The 23,234-nt window shown below is 32.9% G+C and carries 24 protein-coding genes and 1 CRISPR repeat array; of the genes, 8 read left to right on the forward strand and 16 right to left on the reverse strand.

Features of this window, described 5'->3' with window-relative positions; genetic code table 11:
• Positions 1-48 precede the first annotated feature (48 nt).
• Positions 49-861: direct repeats of the CRISPR family, unit length 29 nt; unit sequence GTTTTGTCTGAACTATGTGGGATATAAAG.
• 1 nt (position 862) lies between these two features.
• The 3 genes from NE054_RS00735 to NE054_RS00745 all read right to left on the reverse strand — a co-directional run bounded on the left by NE054_RS00735 (position 863) and on the right by NE054_RS00745 (position 3,421).
• Positions 863-1,582: a uroporphyrinogen-III synthase gene (locus NE054_RS00735; RefSeq protein ID WP_297887189.1), complete on the reverse strand. Its 720-nt coding sequence runs from the start codon at positions 1,580-1,582 to the stop codon at positions 863-865.
• A 2-nt stretch (positions 1,583-1,584) separates the two neighbouring features.
• The gene (locus NE054_RS00740) at positions 1,585-3,117 is read right to left on the reverse strand and encodes an ion transporter (RefSeq protein WP_297887194.1); all 1,533 of its coding nucleotides are present in this window, start codon (positions 3,115-3,117) and stop codon (positions 1,585-1,587) included.
• Positions 3,118-3,181: 64 nt separating this feature from the next.
• Entirely contained in the window at positions 3,182-3,421 is a 240-nt protein-coding gene (locus NE054_RS00745; RefSeq protein ID WP_297887197.1) for a NifU family protein, read from the reverse strand.
• Positions 3,422-3,503: 82 nt separating this feature from the next.
• On the opposite strand from NE054_RS00745, the gene tmk reads away from it, so the two are divergent.
• From tmk to NE054_RS00765, 4 genes are read left to right on the forward strand one after another with little or no spacing between them, the layout of a single operon-like run.
• Entirely contained in the window at positions 3,504-4,118 is a 615-nt protein-coding gene (gene tmk / locus NE054_RS00750) for a dTMP kinase (protein WP_297887198.1), read from the forward strand.
• A complete protein-coding gene (locus NE054_RS00755; RefSeq protein WP_297887200.1) occupies positions 4,115-5,035 on the forward strand; it encodes a DNA polymerase III subunit delta' in 921 nt (306 codons plus the stop codon). The genes tmk and NE054_RS00755 overlap by 4 nt, the downstream gene beginning before the upstream one ends.
• Positions 5,036-5,044: 9 nt before the next feature.
• Complete coding sequence (gene ricT, locus NE054_RS00760) at positions 5,045-5,881, forward strand: regulatory iron-sulfur-containing complex subunit RicT (protein WP_297887202.1); 837 nt, start codon at positions 5,045-5,047, stop codon at positions 5,879-5,881.
• Positions 5,862-6,818, forward strand: coding sequence for a KpsF/GutQ family sugar-phosphate isomerase (locus tag NE054_RS00765; protein ID WP_297887204.1), 957 nt, complete (start codon positions 5,862-5,864; stop codon positions 6,816-6,818). The genes ricT and NE054_RS00765 overlap by 20 nt, the downstream gene beginning before the upstream one ends.
• Here NE054_RS00765 and NE054_RS00770 read toward each other — a convergent pair.
• Positions 6,798-7,169, reverse strand: a complete 372-nt coding sequence (locus NE054_RS00770) for a hypothetical protein (RefSeq protein ID WP_297887207.1) — start codon at positions 7,167-7,169, stop codon at positions 6,798-6,800. The two genes, NE054_RS00765 and NE054_RS00770, sit on opposite strands and share 21 nt — an antisense overlap.
• A gap of 16 nt (positions 7,170-7,185) precedes the next feature.
• Positions 7,186-7,614 (reverse strand): radical SAM protein, encoded by a 429-nt coding sequence (locus NE054_RS00775; RefSeq protein WP_297887209.1) that lies wholly within the window; start codon positions 7,612-7,614, stop codon positions 7,186-7,188.
• Positions 7,615-7,671: 57 nt separating this feature from the next.
• Here NE054_RS00775 and NE054_RS00780 point away from each other — a divergent pair, with 57 nt between their 5' ends.
• Positions 7,672-7,923, forward strand: a complete 252-nt coding sequence (locus tag NE054_RS00780; RefSeq protein WP_297887211.1) for a hypothetical protein — start codon at positions 7,672-7,674, stop codon at positions 7,921-7,923.
• 72 nt (positions 7,924-7,995) lie between these two features.
• Complete coding sequence (gene rgy / locus NE054_RS00785) at positions 7,996-11,421, forward strand: reverse gyrase (RefSeq protein ID WP_297887298.1); 3,426 nt, start codon at positions 7,996-7,998, stop codon at positions 11,419-11,421.
• Positions 11,422-11,426: 5 nt separating this feature from the next.
• Here the strand turns inward: rgy and NE054_RS00790 are convergent, their stop codons facing one another.
• The 7 genes from NE054_RS00790 to hemJ form a co-directional block, all read right to left on the reverse strand.
• A complete protein-coding gene (locus tag NE054_RS00790; protein WP_297887213.1) occupies positions 11,427-11,801 on the reverse strand; it encodes a competence protein comp in 375 nt (124 codons plus the stop codon).
• Between the two features lie 14 nt (positions 11,802-11,815).
• Complete coding sequence (locus NE054_RS00795) at positions 11,816-12,961, reverse strand: SAM-dependent methyltransferase (protein ID WP_297887215.1); 1,146 nt, start codon at positions 12,959-12,961, stop codon at positions 11,816-11,818.
• Positions 12,961-13,653 carry an NADH-quinone oxidoreductase subunit I gene (locus NE054_RS00800; RefSeq protein WP_297887218.1) on the reverse strand — a complete coding sequence of 231 codons (693 nt, stop codon included), beginning with the start codon at positions 13,651-13,653 and terminating at the stop codon, positions 12,961-12,963. Before NE054_RS00800 ends, NE054_RS00795 begins: the two co-directional genes overlap by 1 nt.
• A gap of 49 nt (positions 13,654-13,702) precedes the next feature.
• Entirely contained in the window at positions 13,703-15,433 is a 1,731-nt protein-coding gene (locus NE054_RS00805; RefSeq protein WP_297887220.1) for an NADH-quinone oxidoreductase subunit D, read from the reverse strand.
• A 74-nt stretch (positions 15,434-15,507) separates the two neighbouring features.
• Entirely contained in the window at positions 15,508-16,581 is a 1,074-nt protein-coding gene (leuB, locus tag NE054_RS00810) for a 3-isopropylmalate dehydrogenase (RefSeq protein ID WP_297887222.1), read from the reverse strand.
• A gap of 1 nt (position 16,582) precedes the next feature.
• On the reverse strand, positions 16,583-17,422 hold the full coding sequence (nadC, locus tag NE054_RS00815) for a carboxylating nicotinate-nucleotide diphosphorylase (protein WP_297887224.1): 840 nt from the start codon (positions 17,420-17,422) through the stop codon (positions 16,583-16,585).
• 7 nt (positions 17,423-17,429) lie between these two features.
• Positions 17,430-17,858 (reverse strand): protoporphyrinogen oxidase HemJ, encoded by a 429-nt coding sequence (gene hemJ, locus NE054_RS00820; protein ID WP_297887226.1) that lies wholly within the window; start codon positions 17,856-17,858, stop codon positions 17,430-17,432.
• A gap of 67 nt (positions 17,859-17,925) precedes the next feature.
• On the opposite strand from hemJ, the gene NE054_RS00825 reads away from it, so the two are divergent.
• Positions 17,926-18,558, forward strand: coding sequence for a response regulator transcription factor (locus NE054_RS00825; RefSeq protein ID WP_297887228.1), 633 nt, complete (start codon positions 17,926-17,928; stop codon positions 18,556-18,558).
• Positions 18,555-19,403 carry a sensor histidine kinase gene (locus NE054_RS00830; RefSeq protein ID WP_297887230.1) on the forward strand — a complete coding sequence of 283 codons (849 nt, stop codon included), beginning with the start codon at positions 18,555-18,557 and terminating at the stop codon, positions 19,401-19,403. Before NE054_RS00825 ends, NE054_RS00830 begins: the two co-directional genes overlap by 4 nt.
• Here NE054_RS00830 and rpoZ read toward each other — a convergent pair.
• From rpoZ to NE054_RS00850, 4 genes are read right to left on the reverse strand one after another with little or no spacing between them, the layout of a single operon-like run.
• Entirely contained in the window at positions 19,384-19,596 is a 213-nt protein-coding gene (rpoZ, locus tag NE054_RS00835) for a DNA-directed RNA polymerase subunit omega (protein WP_297887233.1), read from the reverse strand. The genes NE054_RS00830 and rpoZ overlap by 20 nt on opposite strands.
• A gap of 37 nt (positions 19,597-19,633) precedes the next feature.
• Positions 19,634-20,248, reverse strand: coding sequence for a guanylate kinase (gene gmk, locus NE054_RS00840; RefSeq protein ID WP_297887236.1), 615 nt, complete (start codon positions 20,246-20,248; stop codon positions 19,634-19,636).
• Positions 20,245-21,714, reverse strand: a complete 1,470-nt coding sequence (locus NE054_RS00845) for an NADH-quinone oxidoreductase subunit N (RefSeq protein ID WP_297887239.1) — start codon at positions 21,712-21,714, stop codon at positions 20,245-20,247. Before NE054_RS00845 ends, gmk begins: the two co-directional genes overlap by 4 nt.
• A 3-nt stretch (positions 21,715-21,717) precedes the next feature.
• Entirely contained in the window at positions 21,718-23,226 is a 1,509-nt protein-coding gene (locus tag NE054_RS00850) for an NADH-quinone oxidoreductase subunit M (RefSeq protein WP_297887301.1), read from the reverse strand.
• Positions 23,227-23,234 lie beyond the last annotated feature (8 nt).

Consider the following 23,234-nt stretch of genomic DNA (forward strand, 5'->3'; position numbering starts at 1 on the left):
TGACTTTTTGAAAATTTTCGTTTATTTTTTTATTGTAATTTTTAACGGGTTTTGTCTGAACTATGTGGGATATAAAGGCTATAAAATTTTATAAAGGAGGTTTAGTATGAAGAGTTTTGTCTGAACTATGTGGGATATAAAGCTTGATTTAGAGCTTTCTAAGGTTGTAGTTAAGGATGTTTTGTCTGAACTATGTGGGATATAAAGGCGTAGTTTCCATTCAAAATATCGTTTTTGTTTAAATGTTTTGTCTGAACTATGTGGGATATAAAGCGATGTTTCAATGATATGACGTCAGTGATAGACATGTTTTGTCTGAACTATGTGGGATATAAAGATCAGAGAACCGACATAGTGAAACAAATCTTCTCCGGTTTTGTCTGAACTATGTGGGATATAAAGCTTTTTCGAAAATAGTGTTTAAGGTTCTAAAGCTTCGTTTTGTCTGAACTATGTGGGATATAAAGACTTTGTTCCAGATAAAGGTATTGTAATAACGTTCGTTTTGTCTGAACTATGTGGGATATAAAGTTAGGAGTGAGCTATGACAAAGACAAAGAACGAGTATTGTTTTGTCTGAACTATGTGGGATATAAAGGATTGTCTCAAAAAGCTTGTTTCTTCTCCTGATTTGCGTTTTGTCTGAACTATGTGGGATATAAAGTTGAGAATTCAGAAAAAAGTTGGAAGAATGGAGATTAAGTTTTGTCTGAACTATGTGGGATATAAAGGTAATAGTAGTGGGGGATTAAAGGTTATAGCTGAAAGTTTTGTCTGAACTATGTGGGATATAAAGGTTATTTGAAGGTTTAAAGGTTTGGAAAAGGTTTAGGTTTTGTCTGAACTATGTGGGATATAAAGGTTAGAGAGATTTTAGCCTTTTGGTTATTTCTTCAAAAGTGAATATATCCGGAACTATGTCAACCTTAAATCCTTCCTTTTGCAATGCTTTTGCAGTTGTGGAGCCTATTACACAGACAATAGTATCTTTTAAAAAATCTTTTGATTTTTCTACTGAGAATATGTTAACAAAGCCTTTAAAAGTGGAAGGACTTGAAAATACAACTGCGTAAATCTGTTTGTTTAAAAACATACTTTCAATATCTTTTACATTATCCGGAACGTTAAAAACTGTTTTATAAACAGGTACAAGCTTGACTATAAAGTCGTTTCCGGATTCTTTTAACAAAACATCGGAACCTTCCAATGCCCTTATCAAAGCAAAAGTTTTTCCTTTAAATCTATCTAAATTTTTGTTTAAAAACTCTTTTAACCCTTCACCACTAAAAATTTCCGGAATTTCAACATTTAAAAAACCTTTCTCTTTTAGATATGTAGCTGTTTTACTTCCAACAGCCAACAAAGGCTTTGATTTATCTATACTTATCTGAGATAAAAAGAAATCTACAGCGTTTTTGCTTGTAAAAATAAGATAATCGTAATCTTTTTCATTAAAATTGTTAAGCTGAATACTTTCAAACTTTATCGTAGGAAAGGAAATAGGATTAAAACCTTCTTTTTTGAAGGTACCTTCCACTTGTTTAAATTGCTCTTTTTCCCTTGTTATCAAAACATTTTTCATTTTTAGCTCTCATTTTGAGGAATTATAAAAATGTAATCCGCATCTGATATTGTCAAATCATCTGAAGGAGAAAGGATTATTTTTCTGTTTCTTTCTACTGCGATAGGCATCAAACCTTGAGTTCTAAGATACAGAAGAAGACTTCCAAAAGTGTTAAAATCACCAATTTCTTTTAATTTAACTTTCCTTATTCCGGTTTCGTTGTCAATAATCGTTTGTATCAGTTCAGTTGCTCCCGGATTTAAAATACTTGAAAACATTATTTTACCAAGTATCTGTCCGTGAATTAATATATCTTTTGTTCCCAGTCTTTTCTTGAATATCTCAGCATCTTCGTCCAAAAGAACTTCAACGTACAGTCTTGCCATAGGATTGAGAGTTTTAACAAGCATTCCGGTTAGTGCTGTCCTTGCATCTATGTCCCTATCCGTTAGATGAGGTAATTTTTCCCCTACAATAACTACATCTGAAGCTTTATCTACCGCTACGTCCATTAAAACATCTTCCCTTATAAAATCTCCCTTTTTAAAGATTATGTATTTAGACAGCTGTATTCCTAAATCGTTTTTATCATGATTTGTGATTAGTACAACCGGTTTTTCTTTATCTATATTGAGTTTTGTTAGGTTTTCTAATATCTCTTCAGATGTTTCATTGTATCCACATATAACTATATGCTCTTTTAAATCTCTCATCTTTATCTCCCCTTCTTTTAATTGTAAAAGTTTGTTTATAAAAGAAACAGAAAATCCGGCTGTTAAAACGGATATCAAAACAAGGTTAACAAAAGTCATAAAGGATGCTAAAAACTTCCCTACTGATGTGGTAGGAACAATATCTCCATAACCAACTGTGAAAGAAGTTATAGCTCCCCAGTAAATAGCGTTAAATAAACTATTAAAGTCACTATTCCCCGCGTTGTATTCGTATATATACACGATTATTGAAAATACAACAATGTTTAAGAAAATCAGTAAAACTGAAAAAATAAAAATATAACCTTGTTCTTTTAAAGCTGAGAAAACATTTTTAAACCCAGATGAGTATCTTAATATCTTCAATATTCTGAGAATTTGCAAAAATCTAAATGCTCTCAAAGGTCTAAAAATTGGAAGAATAGCTATTAAATCTATTAAAGAGTAAGGTTTTACCATCCACTTTAATTTTACTTTTAAAGCGTAGAAAAAGGACTTTAAATGAGCTTTTAATGTTTTATGTTTATAATGTTTTAGATACTCTTTATAGTCTTCTATAAAATCGGAAATGACCCACCATCTTAAAATATACTCTATGGCAAAAAACCATAAAGTTAAATCTTCAAACTCTCTCAAAAAATAAAATAAATCCGGAGGTAACTTTTCCGCTTCAGGAGTAAGTAATAGAATAACCGTTATAGAAGAAGTTACTACTATAAATGTTGCAACTATACTGTATATATGATTTAATGGACTTAAATTGTTTTCCAGCACATTGTAAAGTAATTGTTTAAACCTTTTTAAGATTGAAGTGTATTTTTTTTTCGTTAGGTAGTTCAATCAATTCCCAATGGAGTTTTTAGATATATTATAACAAAGGATAGGGGCAAAGCCCCATTTTTATTTATCCAAGATTTACAGCTATAACTTCTTTTACTTCCGGAATAGCTTGTTTTAATCTTGCTTCTACTCCACCTTTAAGTGTCCATAAAGACATTGCACATCCGGAACACGAACCCATAAGCCTAACGTAAACCGTTCCATCTTCCGCTACATCTACAAGCTCAACATCTCCACCATCAAATCTTAAATATGGTCTAACTTGCTCTAAAACTTCTTCTACTTTTTGTCTGTCTATTGCCATTTTTTTATACCTCCTTTAAATTTCATTTGTGATAAGATTATATACTATACAAAAATTTTTTTTATGATTTTAATGAGGTTGTATGGGGATTTTTATAACGTTTGAAGGTATAGAAGGAAGTGGAAAGTCAACTCAAGCAAAAAAGTTATACGATTATTTTATAAAAAACTCAATCAAAGCTCATCTTACAAAAGAACCCGGAGGAACACGTATAGGTCAGAAAATAAGAGAGATACTTCTTTCCCATTGGGATGAAAAGTTTCCACCATTTGCAGAACTGCTTCTTTATGAAGCAGACAGAAACATCCATATCAACAACGTAATAAAACCACTTTTACAACAAAACTACATCGTAGTGTGTGATAGATTCTATGACTCTACAACAGCCTACCAACATTACGCACGAGGAATAGATTATAATCTTGTAGAACTGTTAAACAAGACTGTAACAGAAGGAGTTAAACCGGATATAACATTTTTACTTGATTTACCGGTAGAAGAAGCGTTTAAAAGATTAAACAGACAAAAAGACAGATTGGAAAGTGAAGGATTGGAATTTCATAAAAAAGTAAGAGAAGGATTTTTAAAAATAGCTGAAAAAGAGAGAGAAAGGTTTGTTGTTTTAGATGGATTAAAAAATCCGGATGAGATATTCGAGGATATAATAGCAGTCTTAAAAGAGAAAAAGATACTATGAAAATAATAGGGCATCATAAAGAGATAGAACTTATAAAAACATACCTCAGCAAAAATTACGACTCTTTATCACTTCTTTACGAAGGTAAAGATTGTATAGGAAAAAAGTTGATTGCTTTTTTAACAGCCAGAGGCTTTCTGTGTGAGAAAAAAGAAGGTCTTGGTTGTGGACAGTGCCACGACTGTAAACTTGTAAACAACACAGTATCTAACGTATATGAAAAAACAAATCTAACTCCACATCCAAATATAAAATTCATTCCTTACGAAGGAAGAGAGATAAAAATAGATTCTGTAAGAGATGCCATATCTTTCCTAACTTTAAAATCCGATAAAGGGAAAGTTTTAATAATAGAGAAAGCTGAAAACATGAATACGGAAAGTTCAAACGCTCTTTTGAAAACTTTGGAAGAACCACCTTTAAACACCTTAATAATTCTGACAACTTCCAATCAAAACCAAATCTTGCCAACCATCATTTCAAGGTTAAAAAAGATAAGATTTAAAAAACTATCGGATGAAGAAATTAAAGATGTTCTAATTCAAAAAATTTCAGATGAAAGAAAAATTGAGAGTTTGGTAAAGATATCCGGAGGTAGTTTATGTCTTCCATTTAGCATTTTAAATAAAGAAAACGTTTACAACTTAGCTCATTCCTACTACCAACTACTTAAAACAAAAAAACATCCGGAAGCACTATTTTCTATATCTTCTGTAGTAGACAAATTTGATGTTGAAGACTTCAACCTATTTTTTGATATAATTTTAAGATTTTTTGAAATGGATTTAGATAGTATGAAGTTAGATAATAAATTTGCAGAAAAGTTTTTAACAGAGTTTAAAAAAGGAAAAAATGCAGCTACCAAAGGTGTAAAAAAGAAGTTGATTTTAGAAGGAATTTACTACAACTTAAAATGAGGTGATTGTATGGATAACATAAAACCAGTTAGAATAAGATTTTTAGATACAAATAAATTTTCGGAAATCTTGGTTCCTTTTAACGTAAAAAAAGGAGATTTTATAGTTATAGAGTCGGAAAAAGGACATGAACTTGTTTTAGTTATGGGAAACTGTGTTTATACAGATGATACTAAAAACTACAAATTTTTAAGAAGTGCAACAAAAGAAGATATCATGATTTTTGATAAACACGAAGAGGAAGCTCAAGAGTTTTTAAAAGCCTGTAAAGAAGAAGCGGAAAAGCTTGGTTTACAGATGAACCTTTTGAAAAGTTATGTGCCATTAAACAGAACAAAAGCTTTGTTTTACTATACAGCAGAAAACAGAGTTGACTTTAGAGAGCTTGTTAAGATTATGGCAAAAAGAATAAAAATGAGAATAGAAATGAGACAAGTAGGTGTTAGAGACGGTGTCCAGATAGCCGGAGCAGTTGGAGTCTGTGGTCAACAGTGTTGTTGTAATCTGTTTTTGGATAAATTTGAAAATATCACCGTTGAAATTCTATCAGAGCAAAATTTACCACCTACTCCTACCAAATTTACAGGTGTTTGTGGAAGACTTATGTGCTGTCTAACTTTTGAAAAAGAAACCTACAGTATAAAAAACGATTTACCAGAAATAGATTCTGTCATAGAAATAGAAGGTAAACCTTACACAGTAAAAATTTACGATTTTATAGGAGAGAAGATAATACTGTCTGACGAAGAAGGAAATTTAAAAGAGTTGACATTTAAGGAACTTGAAAGTTTAAACCTTTTAAAACCAACAGGTTGTGGAAGTTGTAATGGATGCTCAAATCATTGATATAGGAAAACAGACGATAGAAGAAGAGATAAAGGCACTAAAAAAGCTAAAAGAAAGTCTTGATGAGAGTTTTGAAAAAGCCGTTAAACTTATACTACAAACAGAGGGAAAAGTGGTAATAACCGGAATGGGAAAATCCGGATTGATAGGTAAAAAGATAGCAGCAACTTTATCATCAACCGGAACACCTTCCTTTTTTCTCCATCCTGCTGAAGCTCTCCATGGAGATTTAGGAATGGTAGAAAAAAAAGACCTTGTGATAGCCATATCCAACAGTGGAGAAACCCCTGAACTGATGGCTATCATTCCTATCTTAAAAAGATGGGGAAATAAGATAATTGGAATAACAAACAAAAAAGAGTCATCGTTGGCAAAAGAGTCTGATGTTGTCTTGTATCTTAACGTAGATAAAGAGGCTTGCCCTTTGAATCTTGCTCCTACTTCTTCATCTACCGCAACTCTTGTTTTAGGAGATGCGTTGGCAGTTGCTTTGCTGAAAATGAGAAACTTTAAATCGGAAGATTTTGCTATGTTCCATCCGGGAGGCTCCTTAGGTAAAAAACTTATGAAGGTAAATCAGATAATGAGAAAAGATTTACCTATCGTCAACCAAAACACACCTTTAAAAGAAGCTGTTTTAGTTATGTCAGAAAAAGGCTTAGGTGCAACTTTAGTTGTTGACGAAGAAGGGAATATATCAGGAATAATAACAGACGGAGATTTAAGAAGGTTCATAAATAAAGGAAAAAGTATAGATACATCTTTTGCAAAAGATGTTATGACAGAAAATCCTAAAACGGCAAATCCGGATTGGCTTGTTTTACAGGCTTTGGAACTTATGGAAAAGTATAACATCACAGTTTTACCTGTTGTAGAAGATAAAAAACCAGTTGGGATAATCCATATTCACGACATACTAAAAAGTGGTGCAGTTTAACCTATTTATCATCAATGTGCCACAACCACCTATCTTTCTTGTTCTGTACCTGTTTGAGAGTGTAACTTTTATTCCTTTTTCTTTAAGTCTTAAAAAGAGTTCTTCGTATCTCTCATCGGTGATAGATTTGTAATCAAAAAACTCAATTTCATTGTACTTTAAAAGTGAAACACCTATTCCAAGTTCCTTTGCAATGTCTCCTAATTTATCGATTTCCTCGTAAGAGTCGTTTTCTCCGGCTATGAGAATGTAGGCGATGTTGTAGAGTTTTTTCTTTCTTTTTGACAATGTATCAAGATGCTTTTTAAAAACTTCAAGAAGTTGATTTATAGTATGAGAATTTGGTATCAAAGATTTTCTTTTGTTTTCAAAAAACAGAGTGGAGAGACAAGTTAACTCCATCGTGGTTTAATGAAAGAAGCTCTTTAAAGTTGTGTATTGGAAATCCAGTTGTATAAAAACTAACACTCAAACCATTTGACTTAAAATACTCAAAGGCTTTTTTAACGTTATCCCAGTTCAAAAGAGGCTCCCCTATTCCAGCAAAAGCTATACTCTCTATCTCCAAACCTTCTTCTTTTGCCAATGTGTACTGTTTTATTATCTCATCTGCAGATAAATTTCTGATAAGACCATTTAATCCAGATGCACAGAAAGAACACTTTATAGAACATCCTACCTGAGAAGAAACACACAAAGTTTTTCTATAATGGACAGACTCCACCGTATAACAATCATCTGTTTTTATCTCAAAAAGCTTATTTAACTCATCATTTATGATTTTTACCACTTCCATATTCCTCACCAAAGATTATAATTTAAAAAATAAACAAAATTATACAAGAGGTAAGCGATGAACATAAAAGAAATTAAAGAGCTTGCAAATAAGTTTACACCACAGCAGATAGAAAGGTGTATTAACGAAACTCTTCAAAACGGAAAACCACTTACGGAAGGTTGTAACCCATCCGGAGATATTGTAGAAATACTAAACACCCTTGCAAAAGCTCAAACAGTAAGGGAACTGATGGACCAAGGGATGTCTGAAATAGATGCCATAAGAGAACTTGCAAGAAGGATAAGAGAGATTCAAAGTATCAAATAAAACAAAAAACTTTTCTTTTTCTGATAAAATAAAAAGAATAAAAATATTAAAAACAAGAGGAAAGAAGTGGAAATAATATCAGCTATTTTTGAAAAACTATGTCCAAACTGTTATGGGGAGATATCATCTTACAGGTTAGAAAAAGGTTTACCATGTAAAAAATGCCTTCCGGAAGAAGATTTAGATGTATGTCAGTATATAAAAAAAGGTGAGTTAAGAAACCTTTGTGATATAGAGGAAAAATTAACTCAGTGGCAAAAACATTTTGAAAATTACATACATTCATCACCTTGGAGTCTTCAAAATACTTGGGCGAAAAGAGTTTTCTTAAAACACTCATTCGTACTACTTGCACCAACCGGAATAGGTAAAACATCTTTTGGTATATCCATGGCATCCTTCTTAATAAAAGAAGGAAAAAGATGTTATATACTTTTACCAACAAAATTACTCGTCAAACAAGTTTACGAAAGAGTTAGAAAATTTGGAGTAGAAGAAAAAGACATACTGGCAACCGGAATAGAGAAAAACAACAAAGAAAAAGAGCAAAACAAAGAAAGGTTAAAAAACGGAGATTTTAAAATACTCATAACAACATCTATGTTTTTATACAAAAATTTTGAGATATACCCTCGGGATTTTGACTTTATATTCGTTGATGATGTGGATTCATTCGTTAAAACAGCAAAAAATATAGATAAGGCTCTGTATATAATGGGATTTTCAGAAAAAGATATAAATACAGCACTAGAAGTAATAAAACTAAAAGCCAAACCAAACAAAACAGAAGAAGATTGGAGCAAAATAAATCAGTTATCAGATTACCTTTCAAAACAAAAAGAAAAAATAAAAGGTGTTTTAATAGTATCTTCCGCAACATCAAATCCAAAATCCAGCAGAGTTAGACTATTTAGAGAACTTTTAGGATTTGAAATATCCACCCCAACTTTTTACCTAAGAAATATAGTAGACAGCTATGATGAAGAGTTTTCATATGAAAAACTTATATATTGGATAAAGACTCTTGGAAATGGTGGACTTGTATTTGTACCATCAGACAAAGGAAAAGAGTTCGTAGAGGAAGTCGTAAAATACCTAAACAAACATAAAATAAAAGCTCTATCTTACGAAGATTTAGACGATAAAAATATAAAAAGGTACGAATCCGGAAAAATCCAAGTCCTCGTTGGAATATCCTCCTACAGAAATCCCCTTGCAAGAGGTTTAGACTTACCCCATGTAATCAGGTACGCAGTATTTTTCGGTGTACCAAAAATATCCATATCTCTAAAATTAGAAGAAAACCTTTCCCATATGCTTTGGGCTCTTACTTCAATCCGTAGCTACATAGTTAAAAAATTTCCAGAGATAACAGTTAAAATCAACCAATGGATAACCCAGCTTCAAAAATACCAATACATAACTGCGGAATTTTTACAAGATAAACCTCAACTTCAAGAAAAGATTCAAACTTTACAAAAAGAGATAGGAGAGTTTTTACAAAAACCAGAAGTTATAGAAACATTAAAATCTTCCGATGAACTTACATTAAAACAAAAAGAAGACGGTTACTATTTAGTGGTATCAGATGCAACCGGATACCTTCAAGCATCTGGAAGAACATCAAGACTTTACGCAGGTGGTATTACAAAAGGTTTAGCATTAGTTATGATAGACGAAAAATCCGCATTTAAACATCTGACAAAAAGAGTAAAATGGTTTAGCGAAGACATAGAATTTACAAATATAAACAATGTAAACATACCAGAACTTATCCAACAGATAGACAAAGATAGAGAACTTGTAAAAAAATTCAAAGAAGGAATAGAAATACCACAAGAAAAAGAACTTTTAAAGCCAGCTCTTGTAATAGTAGAATCCCCAACAAAAGCAAAAACCATAGCAAATTTCTTTGGAAAACCGGTAAGAAGAAAGTTAAACCAAGCGGAAGTGTTGGAAACATCAATGGAAGGAAAATACCTTATGATAACAGCATCCTTAGGACACATTTTAGACCTTGTTAAAAATATAGCATATCATGGAGTGATAGTAAAAAAAGATGAAATAACACCTATTTATGAAACTATCGAAGGAAAAGAAGATACAATAAAAGATTTAAGAAGACTTTCCATAGAAAGTGTGGAACTTTACCTTGCAACAGACCCAGACCCAGAAGGAGAAAAAATTTCTTGGGATTTATACGAACTTTTAAAACCTATAATAAAAAATATAAAAAGAATGGAATTCCATGAAGTAACTAAAAAAGCAATAGTAAAAGCCATACAAAACCCAAGGGATATAGATAAAAATTTAGTAAAAGCACAGATAGTTAGAAGAGTTGCTGATAGATGGGTGGGTTTTGAATACTCCCAACTTTTACAAAAAGAATTCCATAAATCTTGGTTGTCAGCTGGAAGAGTTCAAACTCCGGTTTTAGGTTGGATAATAAAAAGAGAAGAAGAAAGTCACAAAAAAGTTTATCTGGTTATAGTAGATATTCCTGTTAATGAAAAACACTTTTCATTTGATATAACTTTTGAATCAAAATTAGAAGCCAAAAAATTCCACGATAACCTAAGGGAAGTAGAAATTTTCATTGAGAAAGTTTATGAAGAATCAGAAAATCCACCACCTCCTTACAGAACAGACACAATGTTAAAAGATGCAAGTGATAAATACAGATTTACACTACCACAAACTATGGATTTAGCTCAAACACTCTTTGAACTTGGTTATATAACTTACCACAGAACAGACTCTATAAGAGTATCCGATGCAGGAATAAACCTTGCAAAAGAAATAATAACTCAAGAGTTTGGAGAGAATTACTTTAAACCAAGAGTTTGGGGAGAAGGTGGAGCCCACGAATGTATAAGACCAACCAAAAACATACTACCAGAAGATTTTGAATCTTTAATATTAAGCAAACAGATAGAAGGACTCAACTACAACCATCTAAAACTTTACAAAATGATTTTCAATAGATTTATAGCTTCTCAGATGATTCCTGTTAAACTAAAGATAGCAGATATATCTATAAAAGCTTTAAACTTTGAGATAAAAGAAAGAATTAAAACACAAGTTGTAGAAAATGGTTGGAATTTGGTATTAGATATAGATACAAAACCTTTGGTAGAAGGCAAAATAAACGTAGAAAACTATAAAAAATTGATTGAAAGACCAAAAGTATACCTTTATACTCACGGTGAACTTGTAAAAGACATGAAAGAAAAAGGAATAGGAAGACCTTCTACCTATGCCACAATAATAGCAAAACTTTTAGAAAGAGGATACGTAATAGAAAGAAAAGGATTTTTAATACCAACAAAGCTTGGAAAAACCGTATATAACTTTTTAATAAATAATCCGGATTTAAAAGAGTTCTTATCTGAAGAATTTACAAGAAAATTAGAAGAAATAATGGATAAAATAGAAGAAGGTCAAGAAGATTACAAGGAAGTTTTGAAAGAGCTTTTCTCAGAAATAAAAAAAGTTTAACAATTTTACTGAGGAGTTTTCAAATTTAGGTAAGTTATGGCTATTCCGGCTAAAACCAGTATAGGTAAACCTATTATAATAGTTACTACTAATCCAAGTATACTTGCTATGACTGTCTTTTTCATTGGTTCCTTAAACATTAAATATCCAAAGTAGGTTTGCAGTATTATCAATGCAACAAACATAACTAACAAAGAGTAATGGGAGATGTACTTTTCGGTAATCATTTTTAAGCCACCGGCTAATGTGTATGGTATCAGAACAACAAAAAAAGACATAAGAAAAGATGTCTTTTTGTAATTTGCAAGCTTTGAAGAGTACCAATAAGAGAAGGTAGCGATAAGTAAAAAAGAAAAAGCTACGATAAAGTTGTAAAGCATTGTAAATTTCTCCTTTATATCTTATACCTATCGTTTTGTGGTGGTAATATTCTTAATCCGGATAAATCCGGATTTTCTACATTTTTATGTTGGATTAGCACTTTAAACTTTTCTCCCATTCCCTTTGGAAGTATTAAAGTTTTAAGTCTATTTAGTCTTTCGTAGGATTTATAATCTCCTTTTTCTTGTAATTCCATCATCACATCACCAAGACCAAGATTGATTAAAAAATGGGCTTGGTCAGTAAAACTTGTAAACTCCAATCCGGATTTCTTACCGTAATAAACAAGAGCAGAAAAGTTTACATGGGAAGTAATATCTTGAAGTCCTACGTTCTCATAGTAATTTTCATTGTAAGTATGTTTGTAATAACACAAAAGAGTTCCTCTCATTCTGTAAGGTTTATAAAGTTCTTTAGATGGATAACCGTAATCTACTGTAAAAACAAAACCTCTTTTTAACTTTTGACCTATTTTACCGATTAAATCAGTTGCGATAAGGTTTATTTCTGTTGTCATTCCTTCCGGAATATCTATTTTTAACTCTTTTAGGTAATCTAAAATATCCTTGGTAGCAGGTCTTAACTCTTCTACAATTTCATCTTCTTTCTTTGTTAGATAAATCTCGTATATCCGACTGTTTAATTTTTTTATAAGGTGGACAGGTAGAGCATCAAAAAGCTCATTTGAATACACTATACCTTCTAAATCTTCTACATCTTCTAAAGTATCGTACCACTTAACGTTAAAACCTTTTAAAAGTTCTTCTTGAGATTTTAGATGGTAAGGTGATTTTTCTATCGAAACAAACTGTAAATTTTTATAAAAATCCGGATAGTTATTTTTTATCTCATTTAAGATATCGTAAGCAAGAAGACCTTTTCCGGAACCCACTTCAACAAGAGAAATTTTTTTATCCTTAAAGTATTTTTCATAAATCTCGTTAAACTGTTTTGCCAGAAGCTGACCAAATACAGGGTCAAGTTCAGAAGATGTAAAAAAATCTCCGTATCCACCTATTTTTTCTTTGTCTGATGTGTAGTATCCAAGGGAAGGATAGTAAAGAGCAAAGTCCATAAACTCTTTAAAACTTATCCCTCCCCTCTTTTCTATTTCTCCTAAAATTAGATTTATTAACTCTTTTTTTCCTGTCAGTTTCATTAAGCTGTTTGGTCCTGATAGTTTGGACCTAACCTTGGCATATTAAAGTCCCAAAGTTTTTCTCTTGTTTTATCGTATTCAGGCCATAACTTCTGGTCTTCTCTCCATTGAGATTTTTCATCAAACTTTTCTTTTCCTCTTCTTGCAACAAAATCGTTGGCTATCTGAGTAAGCATATCTTTATCCAAAACCCAGTTTCTCCTTGTATATGCAGAAAGGTCGTATATATCCGTCATTATAATACAATCCGTTGGACATGCTTGAGTACAAAGACCACAAAAAGTACACTTTGATAAGTCCATATTAAAAACGGTCATAACTTTCAAGCCATAATGGGGATGGTCTTCCGGAACATCCAACTTTTCCGATTGAATATCAAACAGTTCCGGTACAGGACAAGCTGCTTGACAGAATTTGCAAGCAATACATCTTGTTTCTCCTGGTTCAGGTGGTTTTATTTTCAACCTTTTAACCCAACCATCAAATTCTGGACCTTCTGTTCCATCTACCGTTCTTAAACCATGTATTCCTCTAAATCTGGGTGGTGGTACTACAACTTCGTATGGAAAATCAACGGTAATAACCTTTTTCCAAAGATGTTTTATAGTGGTTTTAAGCCCTTTTATAAAATCAAGAAAAAATATTTTTTCAACCAATGTTTGAGGCTTTGCTCCTACCTTTTTTACACCCATTTCCAAAAACCTCCTTAAAGTAATGCTATAAATCCTTTTACTACTCTCATCACCTATCTGTCTCTCCAACAACCGGGTCTATGGTTGAAAGTAATGTTATGGCGTCTGCTATAGGTCTTCCTATTATAGCTTTTGTAAACACTTGCAAGTTGTAAAATGCACCGGACCTTATCCTCATTCTGTGGGCTTTTAGTCCATCTTTTTTGTTGTATATGTAAAATCCAAGCTCTCCTCTTGGGTTGTCTGATGATGCGTAAACTTCTCCTGCCGGAAGTTTCATACCTCTACCATCTATCGTTACCTTTAATTTTTTCTCATCTGGAGTTTGGAAAAAGTATGGGTCGTTTTTAGACATCTTTCTAAGTTTTGCTACACACTGTTCAACAATTCTTATACTTTGCCTCATCTCTTCCATTCTGACAAGGTATCTATCGTAAGAATCTCCTTTTTCTCCAACCGGAATGTCAAACTCCACTTCACCGTAAGCATCGTACTTATCTATCTTTCTTACATCGTAAGGAACTCCGGAACCTCTTGCAACTGCACCTGTCAATCCATAATCGTAAACATCTTCCTCAGTGATTATACAAACATCTTTGTTTCTTGAAAGCCATATTCTGTTTCTTGTTAAAAGAGTTTCGTAATCGTTAATTCTTTCTGGAAGGTCTTTTATTAAATGCTCTATAGCATCCAATGCACCGTAAGGAAGGTCTGCAAATACACCACCTATTCTAAAGTAGTTTATTGTAAATCTTGCTCCTGTTATACCTTCTATTATGTCCATTATCTTTTCTCTTTCTCTAAATGTGTAAAGGAACATTGTTAAAGCACCAAGGTCAAGGGCATAGGTTCCAAGCCATAACAGATGGCTGTTTATTCTTGATAGTTCAGCCATCATCGTTCTAATCCACTTTGCTTTTTCCGGAATATCTATACCTAAGAGTTTTTCCGCCGCTAATACGTACGCGTGGTTTTCGTTGATTGCTGCGATATAATCCATTCTGTCTGTATATGGTATGAACTGTTGCCAGTTTACATTTTCACCGAGTTTTTCAACTCCTCTGTGGAGTTGTCCTATGATGATATCACATTGTTTTACATACTCACCGTCAAGGTCAAACAAAAACCAAATAGTCCCGTGTGTACCAGGATGAAGTGGTCCCCAGTTTAAAACTATCTGAGATGTTTTTACAGGCATTCTTCTTTTTTGGGTTATTTCAAGGTCTTCCATAGTTGGAAGGGCTGTATGCATTCTGTCGTAGTTAAACATTCCTTCTAAAGAATCTCCACGGAGTGTTTCATTTAAAGATGGAAGATATGTGTCTTTTATACCTTCCAGTGGAAAATCTTTTCTAAGAGGATGATAAGGGTATGTTTCCCATAGGAGCATCCGGACTAGGTTTTCGTGTCCTTCAAACTTTATTCCAAACATATCCCAAGCTTCCCTTTCTGCCCATTTAGCACCTTTCCATAATCCGGTTAAAGTTGGTAGCGTTTCATCTAAAGCCCATGTTTTAACTATAATCCTCTGTTGGTAAGAAGGAGAAAAGAGTATCACTACTCCTTGAAATCTTGGGTCTTCTTTTTCTCCGTGGTCTATTATTGTAAGGTCTAAGAACATTCTAAAATCGTATTCTTTATCTTCCTTTAAAAACTTTAAAAACTCTATAAACTTGTCTTTTGGAACTTCTACGGATACTACACCTTTACTTTCAGATACTTTTGGATATCCAAATCTTTCCTCTAACTTTTTTGCCTTCTCAACGCTTATCCAAGACATCCTACCTTCCTCAAAAAGTTTTTAGTAAAACGATGTTATAAAATATTACCTTTTTTTAATAAAAAGTTCAAGTATCACAATCTTTTAATTATCTCTTCTGTCATATCTGCCGTGTTTACTTTTTTAGTTCCAGGAGACCATATATCAGCAGTTCTATAACCATCTTCTAAAACTTTTTCTACAGCATTTTCAATATCTCGTGCTGCCTGAGGAAGTTTACAGGTTATCTCCAACATCATTGCAGCTGATAGGATAGTGGCTATTGGATTAGCAACACCTTTTCCAGCTATATCCGGAGCAGAGCCGTGTATTGGTTCATAAAATGCATACCTTTCTCCCACACTTGCAGATGGAAGCATACCAAGACTACCTGTTAAGGCTCCTGCTTCATCAGATATTATATCTCCAAATATGTTTCCTGTAACGATTACATCAAAATCTTTTGGTCTTCTTATAAGTTGCATAGCACAGTTATCAACGTACATATGTTCAAGTTCTACATCTGTATAGTCCGCGTAAACTTCATTTACGATTTCTCTCCATAAGCCGCTTGTTTCCAACACGTTTGCTTTATCAACACTTGTTACTTTTTTCCTTCTGTTTCTTGCCATTTCAAAGGCAAATTTTGCTATTCTTCTAACTTCGTGTTCGTAGTATATCATGGTGTTGTATCCAACTCTTTCACCGTTTCTGATTTCTCTTCCTCTTGGTTCTCCAAAGTAGATATCTCCCGTTAACTCTCTCAAAACTACAAGGTCCACACCTTTTATAATTTCTTCTTTTAAAGGAGAAGAGCTTAAAAGAGGTGTGTAAGCTTTGGCAGGTCTTATGTTTGCAAAAAGTTCCAGCTCTTTTCTGATTCTTAGTAATCCTTTTTCGGGTCTTTTGTCTGTTGGAAGGTTGTCCCATTTTTCTCCTCCAACAGCTCCAAATAAAACAGCATCGCTTTCTTTACATATCTTTAAAGTCTCAGGTGGAAGTGGGTCTCCTGTTTCGTCTATCGCTGCACCACCAACAAGTCCTTGTTTGTACTCAAATGTTATACCATATTTTTTGGATATAACATCTAAAACTTTTAACGCTGATTCAATGATTTCTGGACCTATTCCGTCTCCCGGTAAAACTGCAATCTTAAAATGCTTTTTCATTTTAAACTCCTCCAGTATTTAATTTTAAACTTATATCAAGCCATTTTGCTGAATGTACTATAGAGCCTGTAGATATGAAGTCAGGATTACACAGAGCGTAATCCCTTATATTTTCTAACGTTATATTTCCGGATACTTCCACCAATTTACTTCCACCGACAATTTCTACCGCTTCTTTGACTTGCTCTACACTCATGTTATCAAGCATTATAATATCAACTTCTGTTTCCAAAGCTTCGTACAACTGCTGAAAATCTCCAACTTCAACCTCTATCTTAACCATAGGAGAAACTTTACTTTTTACTTGTTTGACTACCTCTTTTATACTTCCAACTAACGCAATGTGATTATCTTTAATCATAACCATATCGTAAAGACCAAACCTGTGGTTTTCTCCACCACCAACCTTGACCGCATACTTTTCAAAAGCTCTAAATCCAGGGGTTGTTTTTCTTGTATCAAGGAGTTTAGTTTTCGTTCCTTCAAGTTGCTTTACATATAGATTTGTTAAAGTAGCTATTCCGGATAACCTTTGAAGAATGTTAAGTGAAACTCTTTCTCCTTTCAATACACTTTTACAGTTTCCGTAAACAACACCTACTATTTCACCTTTACTTATATAATCTCCATCTTTTTTAAAACTTTGAAAATCAGCATCACCTAAAATGTTAAAAACTTCCTTTACAAAAACGGTTCCTGCAACTATCCCAGACCCTTTTGCGATAAAAAAACCTTCCACATTTTTATCCAAATCCAAGTTATCGGTTGTGATATCCTTATAGCCTATATCTTCTTCTAAAAACTCCGATAGTTTCTTTCTTAAAAAAACTTTATCAATCATCCCTTACCTAAAAAGGTCTTACTATGACCAGAATAACTATTAAAATAAGTATTACAGTTGGTATTTCATTGTACATTCTAAAAAACTTTCCAGATTTATTACATTCATTCCTTTCAAACTTTCTTCTAACGTACTCATTATGAAAAAAGAATACAGACAAAAGAATCACTAAAACTATTTTTGCATGAAGCCATCCACCAGAAGTCAACAAAGAAGGATTTAAGAAAATCATTCCAAGACCACTACCAACCGTCAAAACAAAAGCCGGAACACCAATCACGTAAAACAATTTCTTTTCCATAACCTTAACAACTTTTACGAAGTTTTCGTTATCTTTATTTTCAGCATGGTAAACAAAAAGTCTTGGTAGATAAAACAAAACTGCCATCCATGAAACCATAAATATTATGTGAATAACTTTAAGCCATATATACACAACAATTCCTCCAAAATATTTAAAATATTTTACTACAAATGCCGATAATGTTTACATGAGAGTTTTGGTGGTTGAAGATGACTTAATATTAGGGGAAAGTTTAAAAGAGTATTTAGAGGAAAATAATGTTGAAGTAGTGTGGGTTTGGGACGATAGAAAGTTGAATGAAGCCTTAATAATGTCGGAATACGATGTTATTATATTAGACCTGATGTTAAAGTATGAAAAGGGAGAAAATATTCTAAAAGATTTAAGAATCAAGGGGGTAAGAACACCAATCCTTATAATGACTGCTAAAAACAAGATAGAAGATAAAGAATTATGTTTTAATGCCGGAGCAGATGATTACATCGTTAAACCTTTCAATCCAAGAGAGCTACTTTTAAGAATAAAAGCACTAAACAAAAGAGCTCATATATCAGATAAAATAAAGATAAAAGATGTTGAGATAGATTTAGATAAACACACAATAACAAAAAACGGAGAAGAGATTAAAATATCAAAAACAGCATGGAATTTACTGACACTTCTTATAAAAAGAAGAGGAGAAATAGTTTCTACAGAGTCAATCCTTAACTATGTTTGGTCTGACAAAGCTGTAGGAGATGAAGTAGTAAGACAGTACATAAAAGAACTAAGAAAAATCCTTCCACCGGATACGATAGAAACTTACAAAGGAGTAGGATATAAACTTAAATGAGGTTTGAACTTAAAATATTTTTATCAATTATGGTAATTTTCATCGTAAGTCTTTCAGTTATAAATTTTGTTAACCTTTTTGTTATAAACGAGATACTGTCAAAGTACGAAGCTTTGTACAACAGAGTTTATCCGGATTATCTAACTAGAATCTATCCAGATAACTTTTCTGAAGATTTAAAAGTAAGATACAGCCGTGTGGTTTTGCTTTGGGAATTTATACTAGTAATAACAACTTCTTTTCTTATTTATATAGTTATTGATAGATATGTAAAAAAAGAAGAAAGGTACAAATCTTTTTTACAGCTAATTATCCTTGCGATATCCCACAAATTTGGAAACGCCTTGGCAAGCATTATCACCAATATCGAGATTTTAAAACAGAAAGAAGATAACAAAAACTTAAAAAGGGTTGAAAAAGTTATCCAAACACTTTCCCACGATATAAAAACATTATCAGAAACCTTTAAAAACTTGACTTTGGACAATAGAAAAGAAGAAGTTGTAGATGTTAAAAATCTGATTTTAGAATCCATAAAAAGCTTTAATCCGGATGGCAAAAAGATTATAACACATCTAAAGCCTTTTAAAAGATACCTATCAAAGACAGATTTAGAAATAATCATCCACAATCTACTTGAAAATGCTTTTAAATATTCAAAAAGCTATGTTCATGTAAAAAATGTAAAAAAATGTATTATAATCAAAAACGATATAAATCCGGAGGTGGAAGGTGGTAGTGGTATTGGTCTTTTAATTGTAGAGAATCTGTGTAAGCTAAACGGTATAAAAATAAAAAAAAGAGTGTCTAGAAAAAGCTTTTTAGTTATCCTTGATTTTTCCTGATTATCTTAGCCTTTCCAGTTGCTATTTCATCTATTGCAATAACCGTTTTCTTTAGTGGAATTCCTTCCTCCGTAACGTAAGTTTCTGCACCTGTTTCATAAAGCTCTATTGCCAACTTAGACGCTGCATGAACCAACTCGTATCTACTTTTAACTTTTTTTAATGCTTCTTCTATCAATGGTCTTTGACTCAAGTTAAAACCTCCAAACTGTTTTTAGAGTAATTTAAAATTATACCATAAGAGATTTTAATTTTTCATCTTTTATGATGTTAATGTCAAACTTCGATGATTTACATCTTTCTGCCAAGATTACACTTTTTATCTTATCTTTTGCTTCTAAAAGGTTGTCGTTTATTACAATGTAATCGTACTCTTTCCAGTATGGTATCTCCTTTTTTGCTGTGTCTAATCTTTTTTGTATTTCTTCTTCTGACTCACCTCTCAATCTCATTCTGTTTATAAGGTCATCTATTGATGGGGGAAGGATAAATACTGTAATTACAGCTGGATAAATCTGTTTTATCTGTTTCATGCCCTGAACGTCTATAACGAGAATTATATCAAAACCTTTTTCCAGTAGCTGAAAGACTTCCTTTTTAGGAGTTCCGTAATAGTTCCCATGAACCAAAGCATACTCTAAAAAAGCGTCTTGTGATATTAAATTTTCAAACTCTTCTTTTTTTAGAAAGACGTAATCAACCCCATCTATCTCGTTTTTTCTCTTCTTTCTTGTTGTGTAAGTAACGACTCTTTTCAAAAAAGGTAATTCTTCCAACAGAAGGTTGGTTATAGTTGTTTTACCTCCCCCTGCTGGCGATGATATTATAAAAAGATTACCTTTCATCTTACTCCAATATTCATGATTAAAACTGATGTTAACACGTTAGATATTTCCCAAAATACAGTTGGATATATTCCAATAACCAAAACCATAACAGCTAAAAATCCGACAGTAAACTTTTCTATAGGATTAAGGTAAAATCTTCCTTCTTTTACAGGCTCATACATATACATGTAAGCTACTACTCTTAGGTAGTATCCAGCAGATACTATACTTGTAACAACTAAAACAACGGCAAGCCACCAAACATTACTTGATATTAAAGCTAAAAATACACCAAATTTACCCATAAAACCAACCGTAGGAGGTATTCCAAGCATTGAGAACATGTATATAAGCATGTAAAGAGCCATTATAGGATGTTTTTTTGCAAGTCCTTTAAAATCTTCTATATCATTAGTCCAGTTTCCATTTTTCTCAAATGCTGATAAAAATATAAATCCTCCAAGAGCCATAAATAGGTAAACAAGAGAATAAAATATCAATGCGGTAAATCCCATTCCATTTGGAGATGCTAAAGCTGCCAGTATGTACCCTGTATGAGCTATAGATGAGTAAGCAAGCATCCTTTTAACATTTTTCTGTTTTAAAGCTACAAAGTTTCCAACAACCATAGATACACCGGCTAGTACAGCCCATCCGTAAGACCAAATAGCATTGTTTAGAGGAAATGCTTCCACCATTACTCTAAGGATTACAGCGTAGGTAGCTATTTTTGATACACTTGCCATAAATCCTGTGATTGGAGTAGGAGCTGCTTCGTATGCATCCGGAGTCCAAAAATGGAAAGGAACAGCGGATGCTTTCAATGCAAGCCCTACTATCAAAAGAGCTACCGCAACTGTTAAACCTATATCTGATTTATCTTGAACTTCATGGAATATTCTTGCAAAATCAAAACTTCCAGTTTTTCCGTATATCAACGCAATTGCATAGCTTATTATTGCTGTTCCAGCACCACCCATTATAAGGTACTTAAATGCACCTTCCTTTGATTTGTAATCCTTTTTCCATAAACCAACGAGTATATACGTTGATACAGACATAAGTTCAAGGCCGATATAAAAACTCACTAAGTTAGGAGAAGATACCATTATCATCATTCCAAGTAATGAAAATATGATGAGATAGTAGTACTCACCATAATAAGTTTTTTTACTTTCTACATAAGGTTGTAAGTTTACGATAGCTAAAATGGTAAATACTATTAAAAAGAACTTAAAAGCAAGTGAAAAACTATCTACGATGTATAAACCATAGAGAGTTATAGCTCCCTCTGATATAGTTAAGATAGATAATGCTCCAACAGCTAAACCTACTACAGAGACTGTAGAAATAAGGATTCTGCTTTTTGTAAAAAGTTCTAAAACAAATACAAGTAATGCTGTTATTAAAACTATTATTTCTGGAATTAAAACCTGAAAATTTGGAACACCTAATCCTGCTACAAGCTGTTGCACTATAGTCATTTTTTACCCTCCTACTATCTTGTGAAGAACAAAGTGGGTTGTATTGTTTATAAGGTTTATCCACCAGTTTGGATAAATACCTATCACAAACATGAATATAACAAGCGGTAAGAAAGACCAAAGTTCAGCTGTATTAAGGTCTTTTAGCTTAGAGTACTCTTCTTTCTTTTCTTCGGTCAACAACTCTTCTTCAAACATCGTTCTTTTGTAAAGCCATAAAGTGTATGCTGCACCTACTACTAAACTAAGCCCAGCTAATGTAGCTGTTAGTATACTTACTTTAAAAGTTCCAAGTAACGCTAAAAACTCTCCTACAAATCCAGACAATCCAGGAAGTCCTGCAGATGCCATAGCTGATATCATAAACAGCGTAGCAAAGACAGGCACGAATTTAGCCATACCACCAAGGTCCTTCATCTCATAACTGTGTAATCTTTCATATATAAATCCGGCTGCCAAGAAAAGAGCTCCAGATGTTAATCCGTGAGATATCATCGTTATAATTGCACCGTTAACTCCTTCCTGATTAAGGGCAAAAGTTCCTATAGTTACAAAACCCATATGAGATACTGAAGAGTACGCTATAAGTCTTTTTATATGGGTTTGAGCTATAGCCATCATAGCTGTGTAGATGATAGCAATAACTCCAAGGGTAAACATTACTGGCATAAAGTATTTTGAAGCTTCAGGAAACCATGGAAGGTTAAATCTAACAAAACCGTACGTACCCATCTTTAACAACACAGCTGCAAGTATTACCGAGCCTGCTGTAGGAGCTTGAACGTGAGCAGCTGGAAGCCAAGTATGGAAAGGCCACATTGGAACCTTTATGGCAAAACCAAGAGCTAAAAGAAGGAAAAATATTATTTCAAGATTATAATGTAATGAAAGCTTCAATAAATCAAAGTAACTTGTAGATAAAACATCGTTTTCCACATAGTTGTATATATACATACCGATAACACCGATTAAAAGGAAAAGAGAACCAAAGAAAGTGTATATGAAGAATTTAGTTGCAGCATAAATTCTTTCTGAATAACCCCACACACCTATTATCAAAAACATTGGAATGAGCATAACTTCCCAAAATACATAGAAAGCTACCAAGTCCCAAGCAACAAAAACACCTATACATGCAGCTTCCAAAACTAAAAATGCTATAAAGTACTCTTTCACCCTTTTCTCTATATTTGTACTCCATACAAAAGCTACAACAAAAGATATAGCTGTAAGCCATACCATCGTTAAACTCAGCGCATCTACCCCAACTTCGTAGCTGATACCAAACTGTGGAATCCAAGCATACTTTTCATAGAACTGAATTTTGTATCCGGAAGGGTCATAAGTAAGAAGCATGTAAGAGGAAAGAATAAACACAACCACAGAAGATACTATACTAATTGGTTTTGCAAATTTTTCATTCAACAAAAATACAATTGCCGCTGCCACCAAAGGTATCAGAATAGAAACAGTTATGATAGGAAATCCTGCGTTAACAAATTCTGGCGTCATCACCTGCC

Origin of the sequence: Sulfurihydrogenibium sp. (genome assembly GCF_027448985.1) — a bacterium.
Classification (GTDB): Bacteria; Aquificota; Aquificia; order Aquificales; family Hydrogenothermaceae; genus Sulfurihydrogenibium.

Coding starts and splice junctions, on each gene's coding strand:
- NE054_RS00845 (WP_297887239.1), bottom strand. CDS start 21,714: ATGACTATAGTGCAACAGCTTGTAGCAGGATTAGGTGTTCCAAATTTT.
- NE054_RS00775 (WP_297887209.1), bottom strand. CDS start 7,614: ATGGAAGTGGTAAAAATCATAAATGATGAGTTAAATAAGCTTTTTGAG.
- leuB (WP_297887222.1), bottom strand. CDS start 16,581: ATGAAAAAGCATTTTAAGATTGCAGTTTTACCGGGAGACGGAATAGGT.
- NE054_RS00800 (WP_297887218.1), bottom strand. CDS start 13,653: ATGGGTGTAAAAAAGGTAGGAGCAAAGCCTCAAACATTGGTTGAAAAA.
- NE054_RS00805 (WP_297887220.1), bottom strand. CDS start 15,433: ATGTCTTGGATAAGCGTTGAGAAGGCAAAAAAGTTAGAGGAAAGATTT.
- ricT (WP_297887202.1), top strand. CDS start 5,045: ATGGATAACATAAAACCAGTTAGAATAAGATTTTTAGATACAAATAAA.
- NE054_RS00795 (WP_297887215.1), bottom strand. CDS start 12,961: ATGAAACTGACAGGAAAAAAAGAGTTAATAAATCTAATTTTAGGAGAA.
- NE054_RS00755 (WP_297887200.1), top strand. CDS start 4,115: ATGAAAATAATAGGGCATCATAAAGAGATAGAACTTATAAAAACATAC.
- nadC (WP_297887224.1), bottom strand. CDS start 17,422: ATGATTGATAAAGTTTTTTTAAGAAAGAAACTATCGGAGTTTTTAGAA.
- NE054_RS00765 (WP_297887204.1), top strand. CDS start 5,862: ATGGATGCTCAAATCATTGATATAGGAAAACAGACGATAGAAGAAGAG.
- gmk (WP_297887236.1), bottom strand. CDS start 20,248: ATGAAAGGTAATCTTTTTATAATATCATCGCCAGCAGGGGGAGGTAAA.
- NE054_RS00850 (WP_297887301.1), bottom strand. CDS start 23,226: ATGACGCCAGAATTTGTTAACGCAGGATTTCCTATCATAACTGTTTCT.
- tmk (WP_297887198.1), top strand. CDS start 3,504: ATGGGGATTTTTATAACGTTTGAAGGTATAGAAGGAAGTGGAAAGTCA.
- NE054_RS00745 (WP_297887197.1), bottom strand. CDS start 3,421: ATGGCAATAGACAGACAAAAAGTAGAAGAAGTTTTAGAGCAAGTTAGA.
- NE054_RS00780 (WP_297887211.1), top strand. CDS start 7,672: ATGAACATAAAAGAAATTAAAGAGCTTGCAAATAAGTTTACACCACAG.
- NE054_RS00790 (WP_297887213.1), bottom strand. CDS start 11,801: ATGCTTTACAACTTTATCGTAGCTTTTTCTTTTTTACTTATCGCTACC.
- NE054_RS00830 (WP_297887230.1), top strand. CDS start 18,555: ATGAGGTTTGAACTTAAAATATTTTTATCAATTATGGTAATTTTCATC.
- NE054_RS00735 (WP_297887189.1), bottom strand. CDS start 1,582: ATGAAAAATGTTTTGATAACAAGGGAAAAAGAGCAATTTAAACAAGTG.